Source organism: Caenispirillum bisanense (assembly GCF_039523075.1).
Taxonomy (GTDB): domain Bacteria; phylum Pseudomonadota; class Alphaproteobacteria; order Rhodospirillales; family Rhodospirillaceae; genus Caenispirillum; species Caenispirillum bisanense.
The window spans coordinates 26,986-50,931 of sequence record NZ_BAAAEP010000003.1; the positions used below are offsets into that span (position 1 = coordinate 26,986).

Annotated in this window: 13 protein-coding genes; 5 read left to right on the forward strand and 8 right to left on the reverse strand. The window is 70.1% G+C overall.

Annotated features, from left to right (window positions below; all coding sequences use genetic code 11):
* Positions 1–182 precede the first annotated feature (182 nt).
* Positions 183–998, reverse strand: coding sequence for a hypothetical protein (locus tag ABD056_RS02980; protein WP_343864258.1), 816 nt, complete (start codon positions 996–998; stop codon positions 183–185).
* Between the two features lie 831 nt (positions 999–1,829).
* Here ABD056_RS02980 and ABD056_RS02985 point away from each other — a divergent pair.
* The 5 genes from ABD056_RS02985 to csb2 all read left to right on the forward strand — a co-directional run bounded on the left by ABD056_RS02985 (position 1,830) and on the right by csb2 (position 14,751).
* Positions 1,830–6,962, forward strand: coding sequence for a RecQ family ATP-dependent DNA helicase (locus ABD056_RS02985; protein ID WP_343864260.1), 5,133 nt, complete (start codon positions 1,830–1,832; stop codon positions 6,960–6,962).
* 464 nt (positions 6,963–7,426) lie between these two features.
* A complete protein-coding gene (gene cas3g, locus ABD056_RS02990; RefSeq protein WP_343864262.1) occupies positions 7,427–9,859 on the forward strand; it encodes a type I-G CRISPR-associated helicase/endonuclease Cas3g in 2,433 nt (810 codons plus the stop codon).
* Entirely contained in the window at positions 9,846–12,137 is a 2,292-nt protein-coding gene (cas8g1, locus tag ABD056_RS02995) for a type I-G CRISPR-associated protein Cas8g1/Csx17 (protein WP_343864264.1), read from the forward strand. The genes cas3g and cas8g1 overlap by 14 nt, the downstream gene beginning before the upstream one ends.
* Positions 12,127–13,086 carry a type I-G CRISPR-associated RAMP protein Csb1/Cas7g gene (gene cas7g / locus ABD056_RS03000; protein WP_343864266.1) on the forward strand — a complete coding sequence of 320 codons (960 nt, stop codon included), beginning with the start codon at positions 12,127–12,129 and terminating at the stop codon, positions 13,084–13,086. Before cas8g1 ends, cas7g begins: the two co-directional genes overlap by 11 nt.
* A 9-nt stretch (positions 13,087–13,095) precedes the next feature.
* A complete protein-coding gene (csb2, locus tag ABD056_RS03005) occupies positions 13,096–14,751 on the forward strand; it encodes a type I-G CRISPR-associated protein Csb2 (RefSeq protein WP_343864268.1) in 1,656 nt (551 codons plus the stop codon).
* A gap of 47 nt (positions 14,752–14,798) precedes the next feature.
* Here csb2 and ABD056_RS03010 read toward each other — a convergent pair whose 3' ends face one another.
* The 7 genes from ABD056_RS03010 to ABD056_RS03040 form a co-directional block, all read right to left on the reverse strand.
* Positions 14,799–17,876: an error-prone DNA polymerase gene (locus ABD056_RS03010; protein ID WP_343864270.1), complete on the reverse strand. Its 3,078-nt coding sequence runs from the start codon at positions 17,874–17,876 to the stop codon at positions 14,799–14,801.
* Complete coding sequence (locus ABD056_RS03015; protein WP_343864272.1) at positions 17,873–19,375, reverse strand: Y-family DNA polymerase; 1,503 nt, start codon at positions 19,373–19,375, stop codon at positions 17,873–17,875. Before ABD056_RS03015 ends, ABD056_RS03010 begins: the two co-directional genes overlap by 4 nt.
* Complete coding sequence (locus tag ABD056_RS03020; protein ID WP_343864274.1) at positions 19,293–20,072, reverse strand: ImuA family protein; 780 nt, start codon at positions 20,070–20,072, stop codon at positions 19,293–19,295. The genes ABD056_RS03015 and ABD056_RS03020 overlap by 83 nt, the downstream gene beginning before the upstream one ends.
* A gap of 124 nt (positions 20,073–20,196) precedes the next feature.
* The gene (locus ABD056_RS03025; protein WP_343864276.1) at positions 20,197–20,643 is read right to left on the reverse strand and encodes an acyl-CoA thioesterase; all 447 of its coding nucleotides are present in this window, start codon (positions 20,641–20,643) and stop codon (positions 20,197–20,199) included.
* Positions 20,644–20,664: 21 nt separating this feature from the next.
* On the reverse strand, positions 20,665–21,822 hold the full coding sequence (locus ABD056_RS03030) for an iron-containing alcohol dehydrogenase (protein ID WP_343864278.1): 1,158 nt from the start codon (positions 21,820–21,822) through the stop codon (positions 20,665–20,667).
* A 17-nt stretch (positions 21,823–21,839) separates the two neighbouring features.
* Positions 21,840–23,042: an acetyl-CoA C-acyltransferase gene (locus ABD056_RS03035; RefSeq protein WP_343864280.1), complete on the reverse strand. Its 1,203-nt coding sequence runs from the start codon at positions 23,040–23,042 to the stop codon at positions 21,840–21,842.
* A gap of 19 nt (positions 23,043–23,061) precedes the next feature.
* On the reverse strand, positions 23,062–23,946 hold the full coding sequence (locus ABD056_RS03040; RefSeq protein ID WP_343864282.1) for an SDR family NAD(P)-dependent oxidoreductase: 885 nt from the start codon (positions 23,944–23,946) through the stop codon (positions 23,062–23,064).

Here is a 23,946-nt window from a genome sequence, read left to right on the forward strand (position 1 = left end):
GCGACGCAGGCCATGACCGGTGGGGGCGCGGGGCGCGCCGGTCATGTTCACCAACAGCCCCGCCAATCATTACACGTCCTGCTCCCGGTCCTCCTGCGTCACGGCGCAAGGCCGTGCCTGCCCGGACCTCCTGTTGATGGTCAGGGCTTCCGCGTTGCCCACCGTGAACTAGGTGGGATGGGTCAGAATGGAGCTTCCGGGGAGGTCGATTCCGGGTCCGGGTCGGGTGGTCCATGCCCAGATTGTTGGCTGTTTACATGTTGGCCGGAAGTGTCTGTTATGTTTTTAGAAATTGCCGTGCTTTGGCTCATGTTTGCGTAATCAGCCGCCCACGCTAGGGCATGACTTAGGTCATATTTCCGGGCCAAGGTGGCGATGTCGCCCCGGTAGCCACGGACGAACAGCACGGGCCGCAGACGGCCATCCTGGGCGCGGCAGGTGCCAATACGGATGATGACTTCGCCATCACGGGACGCGCCTTCGCGGCGGCGATACTTATCCTTGCCGTCTTGGCCCTTCTGCTGCTTCCGCTCGTTGCGGAATGCCTGGAAATCCCCGTAGTGGCGGGTCGATTGCGGCCTGTGCCCGGCAAGTAGCTGGGCGAATTTGTAGGCCCACTCCGGGTCCCAATCGCCCACACAAGCTGGCTTTTCGAGGTACTCGGACAGCGCCCACGCATCCCTGGGCTGCGCACCAATCCAGCCGGTAGGGTACGCCTTGCGGAGCCACGCCCGAAACTGCCGCCGATGCTTGTAGGTGCCGGTGACGACGAGGTGACCGTGGGTGTCGAGTAAGCGCCCGCCTTCCACGGGCTTGGCGTGAACCTTGCCCACCAGCACGGCAACGCCGAACTCTGCTGCCTTCGCCTCGATCTCGGGCAGGGCGATGGAGACGGCACGGTAAGCCGCCCAGAATTCGGCGTGCGTCACGCAATCCGAGGAAACCCGGAAACTGACGCTGTACACCTTTATCCCACGCTCCTGGGCGTACTCCTGCATGGTGTCGGCCTCCCTGCGGACTTCCCAGGGACGCGGGGAGCGAAACATGGGCAGGCACCGCAAGGTGCGGCCCAGGTCTGCGACCACCTCGCCCTCATGATCGGGCGTTAGGTCTACTGCGGCCACGGGTTGCTCGGTGCGGTACGGCGTCCAGGTGGTATCACCGATGGAGCGAGCGTACTGCTCCATGCCCGCCGCAAGCTGCTGATCGCGCTGGGCGTTGGTCGGTTCATCTTCTGGGCGGCTGTCAACAATATATGGAGTAAAATTGTTGACAGGGTAGGGGAGAGTTGAGGTGTCGGTGGCTAATTGTCTATATAGCCACCCGCCGCTCACCGATTGTTAATCGGGGCGGGAACCATCTGTATTTGGTTGACAATTTCGATGTGCGCGGGCATATCTTACTCATCTCACTTGATTTCGCCACCCATTACAGGGTTCCCGCCCTAGGGTGGCGATTTCTTTTATATGTCTCACTCCTTGCATGAGTCGATTCTTGGCTGCCGCCAGCCATGGAAAAAGCCCGGTGTCTTAAAACGGGCTTTAACCTTCCTGGGGCGTCAGATTGCGAGGGCGGGCATCTGTATCTTAGGTAATTTAACTCTCGGGGGTTTCGTGCCCCCGCAACCAGATCACGAGCCCGCATGGCCAGAAGCCGTGCGGGTTTTTGCTGTTCGGCACCGAACTTCTGGCGCCAGGCACCACAGGCCACGGTCCATCCGGCGGGAGGTGTTGACACCTTGCTCTGCTGATTGTTCTCAGCCTGCTGCCATGCCACCATTCCCCGAGGTTAGGGAGGCGGATGGGCGGACGATGGCAGGGGCGGGGGAGGTGTTGCAGGGTGTCCTGCTCCTGGATGTGGAGGCGGAACGGCAGACGGCACGGCTGAGGGAAGTCGGCCTCGTGCTGGATCGCAAGTCCTGGCACTGGGTGCGTGGTGGTCCCACACCGCTGGCCGAGGGGCTGCAGGGTTTCGCTGTCAATGCGACGGCCGTTGCCGGGCACAACATCATCGCCCACGACATCCCGCTTCTCGCCGCCGCCGGAGCCTCTGCTGCCGTGGACCGGCTGCCGGTGATCGACACCTTGGTGCTGTCGCCCCTGTCACATCCGCAGAACCCCTATCACCGCCTCATCAAGGACTACAAGCTGGTGCGCGAGGCGGTGAACGACCCCGTCGCAGACAGTCGCCTGGCCGGCCGTGCCCTGGTGCTGTCCTGCGAGGCTTTCGCCGCCATGCCCCCCGACCGCACCGGCTTCCATGCCTGGTGCCTGCGCCAGGCCCGCTTCCCGGGCGGCGTGTCCGGCGCCGGCATGGCCGATCTGCTGGAGCGTCTGGGCGCGCAGGCCGTCCGCTCCGCCACCGACGCCGCTGCCCTGTTCGAGGCCCTCACCGATGGCCGCGCCTGCCGCCACGTCACCCCCGACCTCGCCCGCACGGCCGTGGCCGATCCTGAGCGGTGCCTCGGCCTCGCCTATCTGGTCGCCTGGATGAGCGTCACCGAAGCCGGCGACAGCATCATCCCGCTCTGGGTGCTGCGCTCCGTGCCCCAGGTGCGGGACCTGCTGCGCTCCCTGCGTGACACGCCCTGCACCGACCCCGGCTGCACGTACTGCCGGCAACACCACGATGCCATCCCTCTGCTGCAGAAGACCTTCGGCTTCCCGGCCTATCGCGCCGAGCCTGCCGCCCCCGACGGTGGCAGCCTGCAGCAGCGCATCGTCGAGGCCGGCCTGCGCAACGAGCCGACGCTTGCCATCCTGCCCACCGGTGGCGGCAAGTCCCTGTGCTTCCAGGTACCGGCGCTCGCCCGTTTCGCCCGCTGCGGCGTGCTCACGGTGGTGATCTCTCCCCTGCAGGCCCTGATGCGCGACCAGGTGGAGAACCTGGAAAAGAAGACGGGGGCGACCTGCGCCGCCGCCCTCTCGGGCATGCTCACACCACCGGAGCGCGCCGACGTGCTGGAGCGGGTGCGCATGGGGAGCATCGGGCTGCTCTACATCTCGCCGGAGCAGCTGCGCAACCGCTCCACCGTCCGCGCCCTCTCGGCCCGCCACATCGGCGCCTGGGTGTTCGACGAGGCCCATTGCCTGTCCAAGTGGGGCCACGACTTCCGGCCCGACTACCTCTACGCCGTGCGCTTCATCAAGGAGAAGGCGCCGGCTCCCGTCACCTGCGTCACCGCCACCGCCAAGCAGGAGGTGGTGGCGGAGATCCGCACCATCCTGCACGAGCAACTGGGGCAGGAGCTGACCCTGCTCCCCGGCGGCGTGCGGCGCACCAACCTCACCTGGTCGGTCCAGGATGTCGGCGGCCAGGACAAGACCCGCGCCGTCCTCGACCTGCTGGCCATCCATCTTGACCCCGAGGACGACAGCGCCTGTGCGGTGATCTACGGCAGCACCCGCGGCCGGGTGCGCGACATGGCCGCCGCCCTCCGCGCCGCCGGGATGGAGGCGGATTACTTCCACGCCGGCCGCTCGGCGCGCGAGAAGGCGGAGCTGCTGGAACACTTCTCCGCCGGCCGGGTCCGCATCATCTGCGCCACCAACGCCTTCGGCATGGGCATCGACAAGGACACCGTGCGGTTGGTGATCCATGCCGACATTCCCGGCTCGCTGGAGAACTACCTGCAGGAGGCGGGGCGGGCGGGGCGCGACGGGCTGCCCGCCCACTGCGCGCTACTGTACGACGCCAGGGACATCGACGCCCAGTTCCGGCTGTCTGCATTTTCCGAGGTGGCCCATAAGGAGATATCGGGCCTGCTGCGGGCCTTGCGCCAGATGTCCAGACGCCTGGGCGAGGATCGGATCATCACCACCCCCGGCGAACTGATCGAGGATGACGGCCTCGACCAATCCCAGATCGACACCAAAGTGAAGACAGGTGTTGCCTGGCTTGAGAAGGCCGACCTGCTGCGGCGGGAGGAGAACGACACCAGCGTCCTCGCCGGCCGTCCCAGCCTCTCCAGCCTGGAGGAGGCGGAACGTCGCCTGGCTGCCTTGCCCCTGGCGGAGACGGTTCGCCGCTGCTGGAAGGCCATCTATCGTGCCCTCGTCGCCGCGGCCGGAAGCCCGGACGAGGACGAGAACAGCCTCTCGACCGACACCCTTTGCACGCTCGCCGCCGTGCGCTCCCTGTCGCTGCCGCCGGAACGGCTGTCTTCACAGGTCATGGCCATGCTCAATGCCATGGAGGAGGAGGGCCTGGTTGAGGCCGGGACCGCTTTGTCCGCTCTGGTCAAGCCGGTCGGCCTGCGGGCCGCCTTCGACCAGATGGCACGTCTGGAACGCGCCATGCTCGACCTGTTCCGCGAGGCAGTGCCCGAGGCCGAGGGCCACGGCTTGTCGGTCGGCCTGCGCCATCTGGCCCAGCGGCTGCGCGACGCCGGCCACACCTGCGAGCCCGACCTGCTGCGCCGCCTGCTCAAGGGGCTCGACCAGGGCCAGCGGGTGGATGGCCGCTGGTTCTCCCGCCTGCGCGTCCAGACCCGGGCTCCGGGCCACTGGCGCATCCATCCCTTCGGCACCTGGGGCGAGATCGTCGGGATGGTGGAGCGCCGCCAGGCCGTTTGCGCCGCCGTCCTCGACCAGCTCATCGCCCTCACCCGCAGCGACGGCGGCCGGGCCGCGCAGGCGGTGGTGCGCTTCACCATCCCCAAACTGACCACGCCGTTGAAGCAGGACATGCTGCTGGCCGCCGGTGCCAGGGATCTGTCGGCGGAGGTGGAAGACGCGCTGATCGTGCTGCACGGCTGGAAGCTCATCACTCTGCAGCAGGGGCTGGCGGTGTTCCGCCAGGCCATGACCATCGACCTCCACCCCGACCGTCGGCGGAAGTTCACCAATGCCGATTACGCGCCGCTCGCCCAGCATTACCAGGGCCGCATCTTCCAGGTCCACGTCATGGCGGAATACGCCCGCCTGGGTCTCTCCGACATCGCTGTGGCGGAGGCCTTCGCCAACGATTACTTCGCCCTCAGCGACCGGGCATTCGAGGCCAGATACCTGAAGGGGCGCGAGGCCGACTTCCGCCGTCCGCTGACGCCGGAAGACTACGCCCGCATCGTCACCAGCCTGAAGAACCGCGACCAGCAGGACATCGTCACCGCCCCGGCGGAGGCCAACCTGCTGGTGCTGGCCGGACCGGGGTCCGGCAAGACGCGGGTGATCGTCCACCGGGTGGCGTGGCTGCTCAAGGGCTTGCGGGTGCCGGGGCGGTCGCTGCTGGTGTTGTGCTATAACCGCGCCGCCGCTGTCGAGTTGCGCTGTCGCCTGCGGGCGCTGGTGGGCGAGGAAGCGGCGTTCGTGGATGTCTTCACCTATCACGGCCTCGCCATGCGGCTGATCGGCGCCTCCTTCGCCCGCGAGGGCGAGCAGCGCGGCGGCGAGGCGGTGGAGGAGCGGCTGAAGACCGTCATCCCCGACGCCACCGCCCTGCTGGAGGGGCGCGTCAGCCTGCCCGGCCTTGATCCGGAGGACGTGCGCGACCGCCTGCTGTCCCGCTACCGCACCATCCTCATTGACGAATACCAGGACATCGACGGCGACCAGTACGCCCTGGTCTCGGCCATTGCCGGCCGCCAGGAAGAGGACCAGGATGCCAGGATCGCCCTCATGGCGGTAGGCGACGACGACCAGAGCATCTATGGCTTCCGCAAGGCCAGCGTCGCCTACATCCGCCGCTTCGAGGAAGACTACGGGGCGAAACGCCACTATCTGGTGGAGACCTACCGCTCCACACGGGCCATCGTCGATGCCGCCAACCAGCTCATCGGCCTCAATCGGGACCGCCTGAAGACCGACCACCGCATCCGCGTCGACAAGGCCCGCAGCCGCGATCCCCTGGGCGGGCGCTGGCAGGGGCTGGACGCCGTGGGGCAGGGGCGGGTGGGCTGCCTGGAGGTGCCCGACGCCCGCGTGCAGGCGATGGCCGTGCTGGCGGAGATCCGCCGCCTGCGGGCGCTGGACCCGGGGTGCGGTTGGAGCGACTTCGCCGTGCTGTCGCCCACCCACCGCGAACTGACCCGCCTGCGCGCCCTGTGTGAGGCCGAAGGCGTGCCGGTGGCGCCGTTGACCGACGAGGGCTCCCGCGCCTTCCCCCTGAGCCGTCTGCGTGAGGTGCAACTGCTGCTGGCTGCCCTGGAGGGCGAGGGGGACGTGGCTGTGGAGGCCCTGACGGCCGTGGGGGCGCAGGGAGGTGGCCGCCGCTGGTCGCATGTGGTTGATGCCCTGGTCACCGAGCTGGCCGATGCCACCCCGCCTTCCCGCCGCCTGCCGCGCACCCAGGCCCGGGAGATCGCCTGGGACGCGCTCGCCCAGATGCGCCGCGACCGCCCGCCCGGTGATGGCGTCGTGCTGTCCACACTGCACGGAGCCAAGGGGCTGGAGTTCCCTCACGTCCTGCTGCTCGACGCTGACCGCCCGGCCGACGACGTGGAGGAGGAGCGTCGCCTGTTCTATGTCGGCATGACCCGGGCCCGGCAGACCCTGACCCTGCTGTGCCGGGACGATACCGCCCATCCGCGCGTGACCGAGGTCGCCGGCCATCTGCTGCGCCGCCGCCTGCGCCTGCCGCCGCCGCCGGCCGCCATCAACCGTCAGGTGGCTCTGATCGGCCTGGAAGAACTGTTCCTCGACTGGGCCGGCCGCCAGCCTGCCGGGGCCCCCGCGCACACCGCCTTGCGCGCCCTATGCCCAGGCGCTCCGCTGGTGCTGGTCTGGACAGGGAGTGGGAACGGCGAACTCCGCGACTCCACCGGTACCGCCATCGCCTGTCTGTCTGCCAAGGGAGATGCCGTGTGGCGTGCCAGAGCGGGCCGCCTGGACAGCATCACCCTCCACGCCGTCGTCACCCGCACCGTGGCCGACAGCGGCGAAGACTGGCGCGCCAGGCTGCGCTGCGACAGGTGGGAAGTGCCGGTGGCGGAGGTGTGGTGGCACGCTGACGGTGGGAGAGACTGAGCGGCGGTCGATGTGAGGGGGGCGCGCCGTTTTGGTGCTGTGTTCAGTGTTTTGGTAGTTCGTCAGTTAAGACGTATTGACGCGTTGATCGAGTGGCGATATAGATAGTTCCAACATCTATGCGGCGCCGCGAGGGCGTCAGGAGGTGGTGGATGATAATATTGCATGGGAACGCCCACCGCTCGGGCCTCGCCCCGAGCGGTGGGTGCCGATTTCCGAAGGGGTGATCTGCTTCCCAGTGTGATGCTGGCCTTTTTGAAGATGGTAGTGCGTCAGTTAGAGTCTGGCGGACCGGCGTGTTTCCCCGGGCAGCAATGTCCGGGCCTCTTTAACTCCCTCATTTTATGAGGTCATTGCATCACTCGTTTTTGATGTGTTATGCGATGAGGTGTCGTTAGAGGCGGGTAAGCCTCGCTTGATGTTGCGGGTGCGTATGGTGGTGCACTGGGTAACGGACTCGTCGCATGACCTTTGACCTGTTCTTCGCTTCCGCCTTGGGAGAGGCCCCCTACGAGTACCAGCGGCGGTTGGCGCTGGGTGAGTGGCCGGCCGTGCTGGTGGCTCCGACGGGTCTCGGGAAGACGGCCGCCGTGGTGATGGGGTGGTTGTGGCGCCGCTTGACGGCGCCTGAAACCACCCCGCGGCGCCTGGTTCTGTGTCTGCCCATGCGCACTCTGGTGGAGCAGGCCGAAGGTCAGGTCAGGGATTGGCTTGCCAGGCTCCATGCGTCGGGAGGGCAGTGGGCCGGCAGCCAAAACCTGCCCGCTCCAGACGCGGTTCATGTGCTGATGGGTGGGCAGGAGCGGGAAAAGGGGGCGCCCGCCTGGGGGCGAAATCCCGAGTGCCCGGCCATCCTCATCGGCACCCAGGACATGCTGCTGAGCCGGGCGCTGATGCGTGGCTACGGCATGAGCCGATTCCGCTGGCCGGTGGAATTCGCTCTGCTGCACGCCGACACCCAATGGGTCTTCGATGAGGTGCAGGCCATGGGCGCCGGCATGGCCACCTCTGCCCAGCTGGAAGGGCTGCGACAGGTTCTGGCGGCGGCGCCGGCCTCGCGCTCGTTATGGCTTTCGGCGACGCTGCAGCCCGAATGGCTGCGCACTGTGGATCATCAGGTGCCCGATGCCGTACTGCGGGTGCCTGACGACGTTCCCGAAGACCTGGCCGATCCGCGTGTAACGGCGCGGCGGCATGCCCGCAAGCGACTGAGCCGCGCGGCCGCCCGCCCTGAGGGATCGGGGCGCAAGGAGATCGAGGCCTACGTCCGCGCCTTGGCGGCCGAGGTGGTGGAGGCGCACCGGCCGGGGCAGACCACGCTGGTGATCCTCAATACCGTCGCCCGCGCCCAGGAGCTTTATCGCCATCTGCCCCGGACGATGGAACGCCTGTTGCTTCATGCCCGCTTCCGCGCGGCGGATCGGCAGGCGGCCATGGAGCGGCTGCGGACCGGGCCGGCCGACCGCATCATCGTCGCAACGCAAGCGATCGAGGCCGGTGTGGACATCACCTCGGCAGTGCTGTTCACCGAACTCGCCCCCTGGTCGTCGCTGGTGCAGCGCTTCGGCCGCGTAAACCGCTACGGCGAATGCGGGGAGGAGGGAGCGGAGATCCGGTGGATCGACCTTGACGACCCCAAGGGCGACCTTTCCGCGCCTTACGAAATGGCGGAGCTTGCCGCTGCCCGGACGCATCTGAGCGATCTGACCGACGGCGCGCCGGCCAGTCTGCCGCCGGTGGTGGGCGGGCCGACCAGGCGGCACATCCTGCGGCGCAAGGATCTGCTCGACCTCTTCGACACCGATCCCGACCTGACGGGCTTCGACATCGACGTCAGCCCGTACATTCGCGATGCTCAGGATACGGACTTCCAGGTCTTCTGGCGTGACACGGCTGCGGTGGACGCGGCCCAGCAGCCGCTGCCGCGACCGGAGGAACTGTGCGCCGTGCCGATCCGACGGGCGACCGAGCTTCTGAAGGGCAGGGAAGCCTGGCGGCTGGACCCCCAGGCGCAGGCTGCCGGCCCAGGTGCGCGCGCAGCCTGGGTCAGGCAGGAGGGCGACCGGGTCTGGCCCGGTCTGGTGGTGATGCTCGACGCGGCTGTCGGCGGCTACCACCTGGAACTGGGCCTGCTGCCAGACCACAAGGAGCCGGTCCCGGTGGTTGCCGCACCTGCCGAGGCCTCGGGGCCGGAGGCCGATGTCACCGAAAGCCATGACGATGATCGCGACAGCCGTCAGTCCTGTGCGGTGTCCCTGACGGCCCATCTCGGTCATGTGGCCGCTGAGGCGGAGGCCCTTTGCGCGTCCCTGGGGCTGCCCGAAGCCGACCGGACGGCTGTCGTCACGGCCGCCCGATGGCACGATGTCGGTAAAGTGCATGAGGCGTTCCAGGACAGGTTGGTCGAGCCCGATGGCGGCGCCGACCGGCCCTTGGCCAAGGCTTCGGTCTACGACCGGTCGCGGGGAAGGCCCTATTTCCGGCACGAACTGGCCTCGGCCCTTGCCTACCTGCAGCAGCGCGACGGGGAGGCGGTGGCCGATCTGGTCGCCTATCTCATCGCCGCCCATCATGGCAAGGTTCGCCTGTCGCTGCGGGCCCTGCCTGCTGAGACGCAACCCCCTGGCGTGACCCGCTTCGCCCGCGGGGTCTGGGAAGGGGATATCCTGCCGCCGGTCGATCTCGGCGGCGGCGAAAGCTCGGACCGGGTGACCCTGACGCTCGACATGATGGAGCTGGGCGACGGCGTCTCGGGGCCAAGCTGGAGCGCGCGTACCGCCAGGCTGTTGAAGGAGCATGGGCCGTTCCGGCTTGCCTGGCTGGAGGCACTGGTCCGTATCGCAGACTGGCGGGCCTCAAGCCGGGAAGCGCAGGGGGATTACGATGGCGACCGCTGACTGGCACGACCATGTCCTGGCCGGCTGCGCACCGGTTCCGCTGGCCGGCTACCTCAAGGCGCTGGGCATCCTGCGTCTGGTCGCCGAGCAGGCGGACGACGACGCGCGAGGCTGGTGGCAGGACGAGGTGTTCCATCTGCGCACCCGGTTGAGGCGGGAGGATCTGCTCGCCTTCTTTCTCAACGCCTATCGGCCGAGCCCAGTGGTGGCGCCGTGGAACGGCGGCAGCGGCTTCTTCGCCCCAGGCACTTACGCGCCTCTGACGAACAGTGCGGCCCCTCGTCTTTCTGCTTTTAGGGAGGCCGTCCTTGCTTGCGAGGAGGCGCTGGCGGAGACTGGTCTGGGCGGACGCCCCCAGGGTGCCGCAAAAGCGGAGTTCGTCCAGCGGCTGCGAGGGCGTCTGGCGGACGAGGCACTGGCGTGGCTTGACGCGGCGCTGACGCTTACGCCCAGTGACTTGCGGTTCCCGCCGCTGCTCGGTACCGGCGGCAATGACGGGCGGCTCGACTTCACCAACAATTTCATGCAGCGCCTGGTGTCACCGTCCACACCGCAGGGGCTGTTCGACGCTGCGACGGGGGCGCCCCGGCCGGCTGCTGCCGCGATGCTGCCTGGCGCGCTGTACGGCGTCCCGGTGGGCGGGCTGGTCGATGCGGCCATCGGCCAGTTCGCGCCCGGCGCCGCCGGTGGTCCCAACTCCACCTCGGGCTTCAAGGGCGGCGGTAACGTCAATCCGTGGGACTTCGTCCTGATGGTGGAGGGGGCGCTGTCCTTCGCCGGCGCCGTCACGCGCCGTAACGAGAATGCCCGCCGCTCCGGCGCCAGCTTTCCCTTCACGGTGAAGCCGACCGGGGCGGGGTGGGGCGGCATTGATGTGGAGGACGAGGGTGACGCCCGGGCGGAGTTCTGGGCACCGCTGTGGGGCGCACCCGCCACGATGCCCGAAATCACCCGCCTGCTGGCCGAAGGGCGTGCCGTTCTGAACGGGCGCACGGCCCGCGACGGCCTGGAGTTCGCCCGCGCCGCGGCCGCCCTGGGCACGTCGCGCGGCATTTCGGCGTTCCAGCGGTTCGGCTTTGTCATGCGTGCCGGCAAGGCCTTTCTGGCGACGCCCCTCGGCCGGCGTCCGGTCGCCCGTGCGGCATCGGGCACCGTTACCCTGATCGCCGATCTCGAACGGGGTCATTGGCTGGAGCGGGCGCGGCTCAAGCTGCGGAGCGGCGAGGAAGCGGCGCGCGCCCGTGGCACCGTCCGGCGCCTGGACGACGCGCTGTTTGCGCTGTCCGACCCCGGTGCCGGGGCCATCGAGGTTCAGGCCGCTCTGATGGCGCTGGGCGGTGTCGTCCGCTACCTCTCCACGGCCCCCCGGGTGCGGGAGGTGCTGCCCCCGCCGCCCGTCCTCTCCCCCCGATGGCGCCGGCTGGCTGACGACGGGTCGCCTGAGTTCGCCGTTGCTGCCGCGCTCGCCAGTCTCGGATACGGTCCGGTGGGGGAGGTGGCGGCGGCCCCCTCGGTGCCCATGGCGGCCCACTTTGCGCCGCTCGACCTCAGCCAGCCGTTCCGCGGCAATGTGCTTTGGCATGAAGACAAGCCCCGCAAGCCTGACACCCGCGACGGTCGCCTGGAGGCGGTCTGGAACGACGGGGATCTGCCCCGTAACCTGATCACCGTGCTGGAGCGACGCCTGATCGGACGCACGGACACCAAGGACGGGGAAGGCGATCCGTTGCGCGCGGCCTTCGGGGCGCCGTTGTCGGCAGTCCTGGCCTTTCTGGCGGGGTCTCCGTTCTTCGACGACGCGCGCTGTGCGGCACTGCTGGCGGGCCTGGCCTGGGTATCGCCGGGGCAGTCGCCCCTTCGCTCCACCAGTGGCGATCAGCGACTGCCGATGCCGCTCGCCTTCGCGGTTCTGAAGCCGCTGTTCATCCCCGCCGACCGCCTGCGCAAGACCCCGATCAAGGCTGGTTCGGATGCGATGCTGCTTGCCGAGGGCCGCTCGCTGCCGGTGCCGCCGGGGTTGGTGGCTCGGCTGCGACGGGGGGACCTGGGGACGGTGGTGCGCGACGGACTGGCTCGCGCCCGCGCCTCGGGCCTTTCCTCGCCCTTTGTTGGCGAGCGGGCGTTTGCCGACGGCGTGTCCGATCCCCGTCGGCTTGCCGCCGCACTGATCATTCCGCTCGATGATGCCGGTCTTGCCCGGGTGATCGAGCGTGCCTACCCACCACCAGCCGATGGCGATCCCAAGTCCGACACGGAGCCAGCCGATCATGAGCCTTGACCTTTCCCCCCTGGCGAGCGCCCCGCGCCTGCTGCTCGAAGCCGTCCTGATGCCGGTCCAGGGCTCCCGCTTCCAGCCGACCGGCTTCCCCAACCTTGGCCATGCGGCCTATCCCGCCCCTGACGGCAATGGCCGCATGCTGCTGGTGGAGAGCGCCCAGAGCATGGCGAACCGCCTGGAGACGGTGTGCTGGGACGAGGCTCGGGAGGCCTGGCAGCCGCCGCTGGAAGGGTTGCCCCTGGTCTCCGTCGTCGATGACAAGGGGACCATGCTGACCAACTCGGTGCTGGAGGCTCATCGGCTGAACTCGCCGTACATCCTGGAAGGCAAGGACCGGACGGTTTTCGACCTCCTGAAGGCGGAGCTTGCGGCGATGGAAGAGGGGCGGGTCGACCTGCGCCGGCTGGCGCGCGTCGTCCTGAAGCTCGATCCCAATGCCCTGCTGCACGGCCTGTTCCTGGCGAAGAAGGAACTGGCCGGTGGGCGCCTGCGGCTGCCGCGCGCCTTGTCGGCCTTCATTGAGGCGGAGGATGCCCGCGAAGCCGCAAGCGGAGGAGTGAAGAACGACGGCGTCAATCCGGGCGGCGATACCGGCAAGGGCTTCGGCAACGTTCCCTTCGCTCGTGACGAATGGGTTGCGCGGCGTATTGTTGCCTACTTCAACCTCGACCTGCATCAGATCCGCGCCTTCGGCCTGGGGGCCGCGGCCGAGACGCTGCTGGTGACGCTGGCGCTCTACAAGATCCGGCGCTTCCTGACGGAGAGCCTGCGGCTGCGAACGGCCTGCGACCTTGTGGTGAAGGGCGAGCCGCAGGTGACGGCGCCGGGTGGCTTCACCCTGCCGTCATTGCAGGACCTGGAAGCGGCACTGCCTGACATGGTTCGGGCGGTGGCGGCAGAAGGGTTGTTCAACGACCCGCCGGTCCTGACCGTCACCTGGCGGAAGTGAGTCCGGGTCATGCTGGCGCTTGCCTTCACCTTCACCGCCGGGCGGTATCACGCGACGCCCTGGGGCCGGCACGTCAACGAAGCCGATGTGGCGTGGCCGCCTGAGCCGTGGCGCATCCTGCGCACCCTGGTGGCGGTGTGGTGTCGCAAGGCCGAGACCGCGCGCTTTACCGAAGCGGATTTTGCCAGCCTGATCGACTCCCTGGCGGAGGCGCCGCCCGACTACGTGCTGCCGGAGCGGGCGATTCACGCCCATAGTCGCCACTACATGCCGCAGGGAAGCAGCGAGACGAAGCTGGTCTTCGACGCCTTCGCGCGCTTTCCTGCCAAGGAACCCATTGTTGCCGTCTGGCCCGACCTGTCACTGGACGACCGGGCGCTCGATCTGCTCCGTCATCTGGCTGAGCGGATCGGGTATCTCGGGCGGGCGGAGAGTTGGGCGGACTGCCAGGTCTGGACCACGGAGGGGCCTTGGCGCGTGAACTGCCGCCTCGCCGGCCGTGGTGGCGCCGATGAGTCCGATGCGCGGGCGGAGGCCGTGCGGGTTATCGCGCCCCATTCCGCCGCAGGCTACGCCGAGGAGCGGAGCCGGCTTCTGGCTGCGGCCGAGGCGGCAGTTCTGGCGAAGTGGTCAAAACCGAAGCCTCCGACCGCCAAAGCGATGGCCAAGGAGATTGCCTCCACCGCAGCGGTGTTGCCGGAACGTTTGGTCGATGCGCTGGCTCTCGACACCGACGTGCTTCAGCGCCGGGGGTGGAGCCGCCCTCCCGCCAGCCGGGTCGTGCTGTACCACCGCGTACCTCTGGCACCGTCCCTACGCCGGGCGCCGGTGGTGAGCCGGGCCGAAGGTCATCGGCCGCAGGTTGCGCGCTTTCTGCTGGCCGGGCGGCCGCGACCGCGCCTGGAGGATGCGGTCCGCATTGGCGAGTTGATGCGTCTTGCCACGCTGGCCCGCTCTCCCTGGATTACCGATCCTGTCACTGGGGCTCGCCGCCCGAGTGCGCCCCCGATCTTCACCGGAAAGGATGCGGAAGGCCGCCCGCTGACGGACGATCCGGCACACGCGCATGCCTTCTGGTTGCCGCAGGACGCGGACGGCGATGGCTTCATTGACCATGTGGTGGTCTATGCCGCGTGCGGATTTGACGCAGAAGCGCGAAAGGCATTGGACGGTGTGACGCGCTTGTGGCTGGGGGACCGTCATCGCCGTTCCGAGGGCGATGCGGATGAAACGCCGGAGGCATCTCGGGAGTGGCGCCTCGCTCTGGAAGGTTTCGGCACGGTCAGCGAGTTGGCCAAGGACGTGCCTTATCTTGGAACGAGCCGTAGCTGGGTCAGCGTTACCCCGTTCCTGGCTGCCGGTCATCTCAAGCGCGGCGGGTATCCGGCGGAGGTGCGGCGCCTGCTGGTTCGCCGGGGCATCGTGCCGGCCGATCGCAAGGACGAGGTGATGGTGACGGAGGTGCCAAGGATCTCCGTCGGCGGGCAAGCCCGTCTTCCCGCCCATTTCCATCGTTCGCGGTCGCGGCGAACCGAGCAGCAACCGGACGCCACGGGTGCGTTCCTGCGGATCACCTTGCCGGTGAGTTGGGAGGGGCCTTTGGCGCTTGGCTATGCGTGCCATTATGGCCTGGGCCTGTTCGTCCCTGAAGGGCAATCCTGCTGATCGTCTGCTGGTGGGGCGGGCCTTGGGGCGCGGCCCGCCGCCACCCCTCAATGAAAGTTCCGGGATTTCAGGTGCATCTCGCCGCTGCCCAGGCTGTGGAGGGCTGGGGTGAGGTCGGTCAGGTGGGTGGCGATCACGTGCACCACGATGCCCTCGCGCTGAACCCGGCCGTCAACCCGCAGGCAGGTGGCGGTCATCAGGGGGCGGCGGAAGGTCTCGAAGATCTGCGGCCAGACCACGATGTTGGCGACGCCGGTCTCGTCCTCCAGGGTCAGGAAGACCACGCCCGATGACGTTCCCGGCCGCTGGCGCATCAGCACCAGCCCGGCGACGGAGATCTTTCCCGTGGCCTCGCGCAGGCGCTCCGCCGGGGCGATGCCCATCCCGGTCAGGGGCGAGCGCAGCAGGGCCAGGGGGTGGGCCTTGAGGGAGAGCTTCAGGCTGGCATAGTCGTGGATGATTTCCTCTCCCGCCGTTGCCCGCGGCAGGGTGACGGCGGGCTCGGCGGCATCGAGGCCGGCGAGCAGGGGCAGTGGCGGCGCGGTCAGGGCCTTCACCGCCCACAGGGCATCGCGCCGGGCAAGGCCGAGGGAGCCGAAGGCGTCGGCCTTGGCCAGGGCCTCCAGCGCCTTGGCGTCCAGTTCCGTCCGCCGCCACAGGGACTGCGGCGAGCAGTACCCGTCGCCGCGCCGTTTTTCCACCGTGCGCCCGGCCTCTTCCGACAGCCCGCGGATCTGCCGCAGGCCGAGGCGCAGGGCCGGTCCTTCCAGGGTGCAGTCCCAGGCGCTGGCGTTGACATCGGCCGGCAGGATGGCGACGCCGTGCTCCTGCGCGTCGCGCACGATCTGCGCCGGAGCGTAGAACCCCATGGGCTGGCTGTTCAGCAGCGCGCAGGCGAACACCGCCGGGTAATGGCATTTGATCCAGGCCGAGACGTAGACGAGGTTGGCGAAGGCGGCGGCATGGCTTTCCGGGAAGCCGTATTCGCCGAACCCCTCGATCTGGCGGAACACCCGTTCGGCGAAGTCGCGGGTGTGGTTGTTGGCCAGCATGCCGGAGATCAGCTTGTCGCGGAACATGGCCACCTTGCCGCTGTTGCGGAAGCTGGCCATGGAGCGGCGCAGCTCATCGGCCTCGGCGGGGGTGAAGCCGGCGCCGACGATGGCCACCTGCATGGCCTGTTCCTGGAACAGCGGCACGCCGAGGGTGCGCTCCAGCACGCCCTTCAGGTCCTCGGACGGGTAACTCGGCTTCTCCTTGCCCTCGCGCCGGCGCAGGTAGGGGTGCACCATGTCGCCCTGGATGGGGCCGGGGCGGACGATGGCGACCTCGATGACCAGGTCGTAGAACTCTTCCGGCCGCAGGCGCGGCAGCATGGTCATCTGGGCGCGGCTTTCCACCTGGAACACGCCGATGGTGTCGGCGCGGGCGATCATCGCGTAGACCGCCGGGTCTTCCGGCGGCACGGTGGCGAGGGTGAGGTCGAGGCCGTGGTGCTGCCGCAGCAGGGTGAAGGCGCGGCGCAGGCAGCTCAGCATGCCGAGGGCGAGCACATCCACCTTCATCATGCCCAGTTCCTCGATGTCGTCCTTGTCCCACTCGATCACCGTCCGCCCGGTCATGGCGGCGTTCTCAATGGAAACCAGGTCGTCCAGCCGCCCGCGCGAGATGACGAAGCCGCCCACATGCTGCGACAGGTGGCGGGGGAAGCCGGTCAGCTCGCCGGCCAGGGACATCGCCAAGGCCAGGGTGGGGTCGTCGGGGCAAAGGCCGGCCTGGCGGACATGGTCGGGGTTGATCGGGTCGCTGCTCCAGCCCCAGGTGGTGCGGGCCAGCGCCGCGACCGTGTCCTCCGACAGGCCCAGCACCTTGCCGACATCGCGGATGGCCGAGCGGGCGCGGTAATGGATGACGGTGGCGGCAAGCCCGGCATGGTCGCGGCCGTAGTGGTCGTAGATGTACTGGATCACCTCCTCGCGGCGCTCGTGCTCGAAGTCCACGTCGATGTCGGGCGGCTCGTCGCGGGCGTCGGAGATGAAGCGGGCGAACAGCAGCTGGAATTTGTCCGGGTCCACATGGGTGATGTAGAGGCAGAAACACACCGCCGAATTGGCCGCCGAGCCGCGCCCCTGGCTGAGGATACCGCGGCTGTCGGCGAAGCGGACGATGTCGTGGACGGTCAGGAAATAGGGGGCGTAGTTCTTGCGCGCGATGAGGGCCAGTTCCTCCACCAGCGCGTCGCGCACCTTGTCCGGCACGCCGGCGGGATAGCGCCTGGCCGCGCCCTCCCAGGTCAGGCGTTCCAGCCGGGTTTGCGGGTCGGCGTCCTCCGTCGGGTAGTCGTAGCGCAACTCGTCCAGGGAGAACCGGCAGCGCCGGGCGATCTCGACGCTGCGGGCGACGGCGTCGGGGTGGTCGCGGAACAGCCGCGCCATTTCCTCCGCCGGCTTCAGGTGGCGTTCGGCGTTGGCGGCCAGCCGCCAGCCGGCCTCGGCCAGGGTGCAGCCCTCGCGGATGCAGGTCACCACGTCCTGCAGGATGCGCCGTTCGGGGATGTGGTAGTGGACGTCGTTGGTCACCACCAGGGGCGCGCCGGTGTCGCGGGCGAGGTCGGCGAGCATCGCCAGCCGCCGCCGCTCATCGCCGCGGAACAGCCAGTGGGCGGCCAGGAAGACGCGGCGCGGGCACAGGGCCGCCCACTCCCGCAACTGGGCGGCAAAGTCGGCGTCCGGCGTTTCCGGCGGCAGGGCGATCAGGATCTGCCCCTCGGCATGGGCCGCCACGTCGGCGCGGGCGAGGTGGCATTCCCCCTTGGGCGCCCGCCGCTTGCCCAGGGTCAGCAGGCGGGTCAGACGGGAATAGGCGGCGACGTCGGTGGGGTAGCACAGCAGGCTGGCGCCGTCGGTGAGGTCGAGGCGCGCCCCCACCACCAGCCGCAGGCCCAGCTGCCTGGCCGCGCCATGCGCCCGCACCACCCCGGACAGGGTGTTGCGGTCGGTGATGGCGAGGGCGGCCAGCCCCAGCGCCTTGGCGGCCACCACCATGTCGCGGGGGTCGGAGGCGCCGCGCAGGAAGCTGTAGTTGCTGGTGACCTGAAGCTCGGCATAGGGCAGGGGGGCGGTCATGGGAACACCCCGTGCAGATACCAGCGCGGCGGCGGGTCGGCGCCATAGAGGCCCTCGCGGAACAGCCAGAAGCGGCGGCCGCTGTCGTCCTCCACCACGTAGTAGTCCCGTTCCGGCGCCGTGCGCCGCCACCATTCGTCGGCGATGCGTTCGGCGGCGTCGGCGCGCACCACCCGGTGGGTGCGGTTGCGCCAGCGGAACATGACCGGGGGCGAGTCGGGAACCGGCGCCATGGCCTCCACCGGCTCCGGCCTGCTGAACAGCCGCACCGGCCGGCGGCGCTGCGGCCACGCCAGGGCGGGCATCGGCGCCGCCGGCGGCAGCGGCACGACGGCCCGTTCCGGCACATGGCTCTGCTGCGGCGCCAGCCGCATGATGCGGTCGAAGCCCAGGCGGTTGCCCAGGCTGTCGAGCAGCCGGGCGAAGTCGTCGGAGCGGGCGGTGCCGGCGCCCAGGCCCGTCTGCTCGGGCGGCAGCGGCGCCACCTCCAGGGCGGCCAGGCGCATCGCCTCGATGCCGAAGCCGGGGTCGAGGGCGGGCAGGTCTTCCGCCAGCAGGCGGAGCAGGTGGGCGGGGGCGCGCACCGGCCGGCTGGTGCCGATGGCGATGGCGCGCCAGGTGGCATCGACGCGGAAGGCCGTGACCTCCAGCCGGCGCAGGCCGAGGCCGTCGGCCTCCAGCTGCCCGCTCAGGCGCTCCAGCAGGCGGCGCACCGCCTCGGCGATGTCCTCGGGGCGGGCAATGGGTTCGGCGAAGGCGGCGTGGACGCCATGGTCGGGCGGCGGCCGGCGGGGCGAGATGGGTTCGGTCTCGTGGCCCAGCGCCTGATCAAGCCGCTGCGCCACGCCGCGTCCGAAGCGGGCGGCCAGCCCGGCGCGGGGAACGCCGTAGAGATCGCCGACGCAGCGCAGCCCGAGGCCGTGCAGGGTGGCGACGGTCGCCGGCTCCAGGCGCAGGGCGGCCATGGGCAGGGGCGCCAGGGCGTCGCGCTGGCCCCGCGGCGGCAGGCAGGGGGAGCCGCTGCCGCCGGGCGCCCAGGCCCAGGCGGCGCCGGGGGTATCGGCCACGGCGGCGCGGGCGGAGAGGCCGCCGCGACGCAGGCGTCCGCCCAGGTGCCGCAGCAGCGCTTCCTCGCCGCCGAACAGATGGGCGCAGCCACTGACGTCCAGCCACAGGCCGAAGCCGTGGGGCCAGGGATCGGCCGCCGCCCAGGGGGTGTAGCGGCTGCACCAGTCGGCCAGCCGGTCGAGCAGCGCCCGGTCGGCAGCCTCGTCGTCGGCGGCGAGGGCGAGGCCCGGCCGCACCGCCAGGGCGTCGGCGACGCTCATGCCCGGCCTGATGCCGGCGCGGCGAGCGGCTTCGCTCACCGCCGCGATGCGACGGACGGGGCCGGCGGTGGCGGTGGCGAAGGGCTGGTCAGCCGGCGGCGCGGAGCCGGCCCGGCGCAATCGCTCGATCGGCAGCAGGGGCAGCCAGACGGAGACCACGCGCTTGTTCATCCCACTCCACCTCCCAGGCGGCAACCCTCCCCTGGTCATCGACGCCGCGCCCCCGGCAGCGCAGCAGTTCCACATGCCAGCACCAGCGGCCCACCCCCAGGGCGGGATCGCCGCGGCTGGGGCTGCTTTCCACCCCCCAGCGGGTCACCGCCGTTCCCCCGCTCGGGCCGTGGTTGAGCAGCACGGCCGGCACGCCCGAGGCCCTGGCCGCCAGTTGCAGCCGCCGCGCGGCGGTGAGGTCCACGTCCCGCACCTCCGCCAGCACCCCGGCCAGGGCGCGACAGCGTAAACCTTCCTCCAGCACCCACAGGCACTGGGCGGCGCGGTGGGGCTGCACCATCACCAGCCGCTCCGGGCTGAGGCCGAGGGCGGCGAGGCCGGGGGCATAGGGCATGTCGCCACGGCTGATCCACAGCGCCGGCTTGCCCGCCCCGGCGGCCAGCCGGCCCAGCAGCACGGCGGAAAAGGCGGTGGCGGCCCCGTCGGCGGGACCGGAGCCGGGGCCGGAACCGGAGCCGGCCACCGTGACCTCGTGCAGGCAGCCGAGCGCCAGCCCGCCCCATGGCAGGGCGGCATCCAGCTCCGGCAGGCCGAGCGCCACGGCGCCGGGCACGGCGTCGGCACCCACCCCTTCCAGGGCGACGATACGGGCGCGCAGGCGAGAGAGTTCGGCAGGGGAAGACACCGGCAGCTCCATCTTTGTTCTGCAAATGTTCGCAGAACGGCGGGGCCGGAGTCAAGCCTCCGTCGGGGCGGCCGAGGGGCGGGTTGAGAGGCGGGAGAGAGTCGGGGAGGGGCGGCGGGCGCCCCTCCGCCGCCGTTTACAGGGCGTCGGCGGTCACCGTGATGCGGGCCAGGGCCTCGCGCATGGGGGCGGGCAGGGGCACCGGGCGGCGGCTTTCGCGGTCGACGTAGACGTGGATGAAGTGCCCCGCCGCCGCCGGCGTCGGGTCGTCGCCGCGGAACAGGCCGACTTCATACCGCACGCTGCTGTTGCCGAGCTTCGCCACCCGCAGCCCGGCTTCCACCCGGTCAGGGAAGGTGATGGGAGCGAAGTAGTTGCAGCTGGTCTCGATGACCAGGCCGATGACCGGGCTGGTCTCGATCTCCAGCACCCCGGCGTCGATCAGGTAGCGGTTCACCACCGTGTCGAAGTAGCTGTAATAGACCACGTTGTTGACGTGCCCGTAGACGTCGTTGTCCATCCAGCGCGTCGGAATGGTGAGGAAATGCGGGTAGGCCGAGCGGTCTTCGGTCTTGCGGCTCATGGCGGGCTTCCTTCCGGGCGGTCAGAGAATGGAACGATAGATGTCCAGGGCGGCATCGTAGGTCATGGCGCGCGGATTGTTGACCAGAAGACGCTCGATCTTCATGGCGTCGGTGGCCAGCAGGGGCAGGGCGTCCTCGCCGATGCCCACCTCGCGCAGGGTCTGGGCGAAGGGCATGCGGCGGACCATGGCGGTCATCGCCGCGATGAAGGCGTCGCAGGCGGCGCCGCTGCCGCCGCTGCCGGCCTGCTGCGGGCAGACCACCGCCGCCAGCTCGGCATAGAGCGCCTCCGCCTCCGGCCGGTTGTAGGCCAGCACCGGCGCCAGCACCAGGGCGTTGCTGAGGCCGTGCGGCACGTGGAAATGGCCGCCCAGGGGATAGGCGAGCGCATGCACCGCCGCCACCGGCGCATTGGCGAAGGCCATGCCGGCAAGGCAGGAGCCGAGCAGCATGGCCGACCGCGCCTCGATGTCGCCGCCGTCGGCGATCACCCGGTCGATGTTGGCGGCCAGCAGGGCCAGCCCCTTCAGCGCCAGGGCGTCGGAGATGGGGTTCTTCTTGTGGCGGCTGGTATAGGCCTCAATGGCGTGGACCATGGCGTCGATGCCGGTCGCCGCCGTCACCGCCGGCGGCAGGCCGAGGGTCAGGCCGGCGTCCAGCAGGGCGATGTCGGGGTAGAGCAGCGGGCTGACGACGCCCTTCTTCTCCTGCGTCGGCGTGGTGACGATGGAGATGGGCGTCACCTCCGACCCGGTGCCGGCGGTGGTCGGCACCTGGATCAGCGGCAGGCGCGGCCCCCTGGCGAGGCCGATGCCGTAGATGTCGGCTAGCCGCTGGTCGGTGCCGCACAGCAGGGCGACCAGCTTCGCCGTATCCATGGAACTGCCGCCGCCGAGGCCGACGACGGCATCAATGGCCTCGCCCCGCGCCATGGCGACGGCGGCCTCGACGGAGGCTTCCGGCGGGTCGGCCTCCACCTCGCTGAACCGGACGCAGGCAAGGCCGGCCTCGGCCAGGGAGGCTTCCGCCCCCGCCAGCAGCCCGGCCTTCACCAGCCCCGGATCGGTGACCAGCAGCACCCGGCGGGCGCCCAGCTCGGCGCACAGGCGGCCGAGGTGACGGATGCCGCCGGTTTCGCACAGCAGGCGCGGGGTGGTTTCAAAGGTGAGGGTGGTCATGGTGGGGAGTCCTCCGCTCAGGCGACTTCAAACAGCCCGGCCGCGCCCATGCCGCCGCCGACGCACATGGTGACGACGACGTGTGTCACGCCCCGCCGCCGGCCCTCGATCAGCGCGTGGCCGACCATGCGGGCGCCCGACATGCCGTAGGGATGGCCGATGGCGATGGCGCCGCCGTTGACGTTCAGCCGCTCGTCGGGGATGCCCAGGCGGTCGCGGCAGGGGATGACCTGGGCGGCGAAGGCCTCGTTCAGTTCCCACAGGCCGATGTCGTCCACCCGCAGGCCGTGGGCGGCCAGCAGCTTGGGCACGGCGGCGACCGGGCCGATGCCCATTTCGTCGGGATCGCAGCCGGCCACCGCCATGCCGCGATAGACGCCGAGCGGCGCCAGGCCGCGCCGTTCCGCCTCCCGCCGCTCCATCACCACGCAGGCCGAGGCGCCGTCGGACAGCTGCGAGGCATTGCCGGCGGTGACGAAGGCGCCCTCCGCCACCTGCTGGCCGTCGCGGAACACCGGCGCCAGCTTCGCGAGGCTGTCCAGGGTGGTGCCGGGGCGGTTGCCTTCGTCCCGGGTCAGGGTGACCTCGCGGCGGGTGACTGCGCCGGTTTCGCGGTCGACCACCGCCATGGTGGCGGTCAGCGGCACGATCTCGGCATCGAAGCGGCCGGCGGCCTGGGCCTCGGCGGTGCGGGCCTGGGACTGCACGGCGTAGGCGTCCTGCGCCTCGCGGCTGACGCCGTAGCGGCGGGAGACGATCTCCGCCGTTTCCACCATGGAGATGAAGATGTCCGGCCGGTGCTGCACCAGCCACGGGTCGCGCCAGCGGTGGGTGTTCATGCGCTCCGTCTGCACCAGCGACACCGACTCGAGGCCGCCGCCGACCACCACCGTCATGCCGTCGGCGATGATCTGGCGGGCGGCGATGGCGATGGCCATGAGGCCGGAGGCGCACTGGCGGTCGACGCTCATGGCGGCGACGGAGGTCGGCAGGCCGGCGCGCAGGGCGCTCTGGCGGGCGATGTTCATGTGGGTGGTGCCCTGCTGCAGGGCGGCCCCCAGGATGACGTCGTCCACCTCGGCAGGGGCGACCTGCGCCCGCTCCAGGGCGTGGCGGATGGCGTGGCCGCCGAGCGCCGGCGCCTCCAGGTCGTTGAAGGCGCCGCGATAGGCCTTGCCGATGGGCGTGCGGGCGGTGGCGACGATGACGGCTTCTCTCACGGCCGTGCCTCCCCGCCGGTCACTGCGCCGCGCGGCGGGCGGCGCCGGCGCGGGAGAGGATGCGTTCCACATGCTCCGGCCCCGACCCGAACTCGGTCGGCGCGGCCATGTCGGCGATGCGGTCGAAGGCGGCGGCGACCGCTTCCGGCGTGCGCTCGCCTTCGGGCAGGAACACGCCCTCGGACTCGACGATGGCGAGGCGGGCATAGGTGCCGGCGCCGGCCAGGATGACGGTGCGGCTGGGGGCGTCCTCCGACACCAGGAACAGGGCGGCGGGGGTGGCGTATTCGGGCTTCAGGGCCGCCAGCGCCTCGGCGTCGAACAGGTCCTGGGTCATGCGGGTGGCGGCCGTGGGCGCCAGGGCGTTGACGTGGATGCCGTACTTCGCCCCTTCCAGGTGCAGCACGTTCATCAGCCCGACCTGACCGGCCTTGGCGGCGCCGTAGTTGGACTGGCCGAAGTTGCCGTAGACGCCGGAGGTGGAGGTGGTCATCAGGATGCGGCCGTACTGCTGCTCCCGCATGATCGCCCATACCGCCTTGGTGCAGGTGGCGGCGCCCATCAGGTGGACGTCGACGACGGCGCGGAAGTCCTCCAGCGACATCTTCACGAAGGTCTTGTCGCGCAGGATGCCGGCGTTGTTGATGAGGATGTCGATGCGGCCCCACGACTCCATGACGCGGGCGACGGTGGCATCCACGGCGGCGGCGTCGGTGACGTCCAGGCGGGCGGCCATGGCCTCGCCGCCGGCGGCGGTGATTTCCTCGGCCACCGCGTCGGCGCCCGCCATGTCGGCGATGACCACGCGGGCGCCGCGGGCGGCCAGGGCCAGGGCGTGGCTGCGGCCAAGGCCGGTGCCGGCGCCGGTGACGATGGCGACGCGGCCGTCGAATCTCAGGGACAT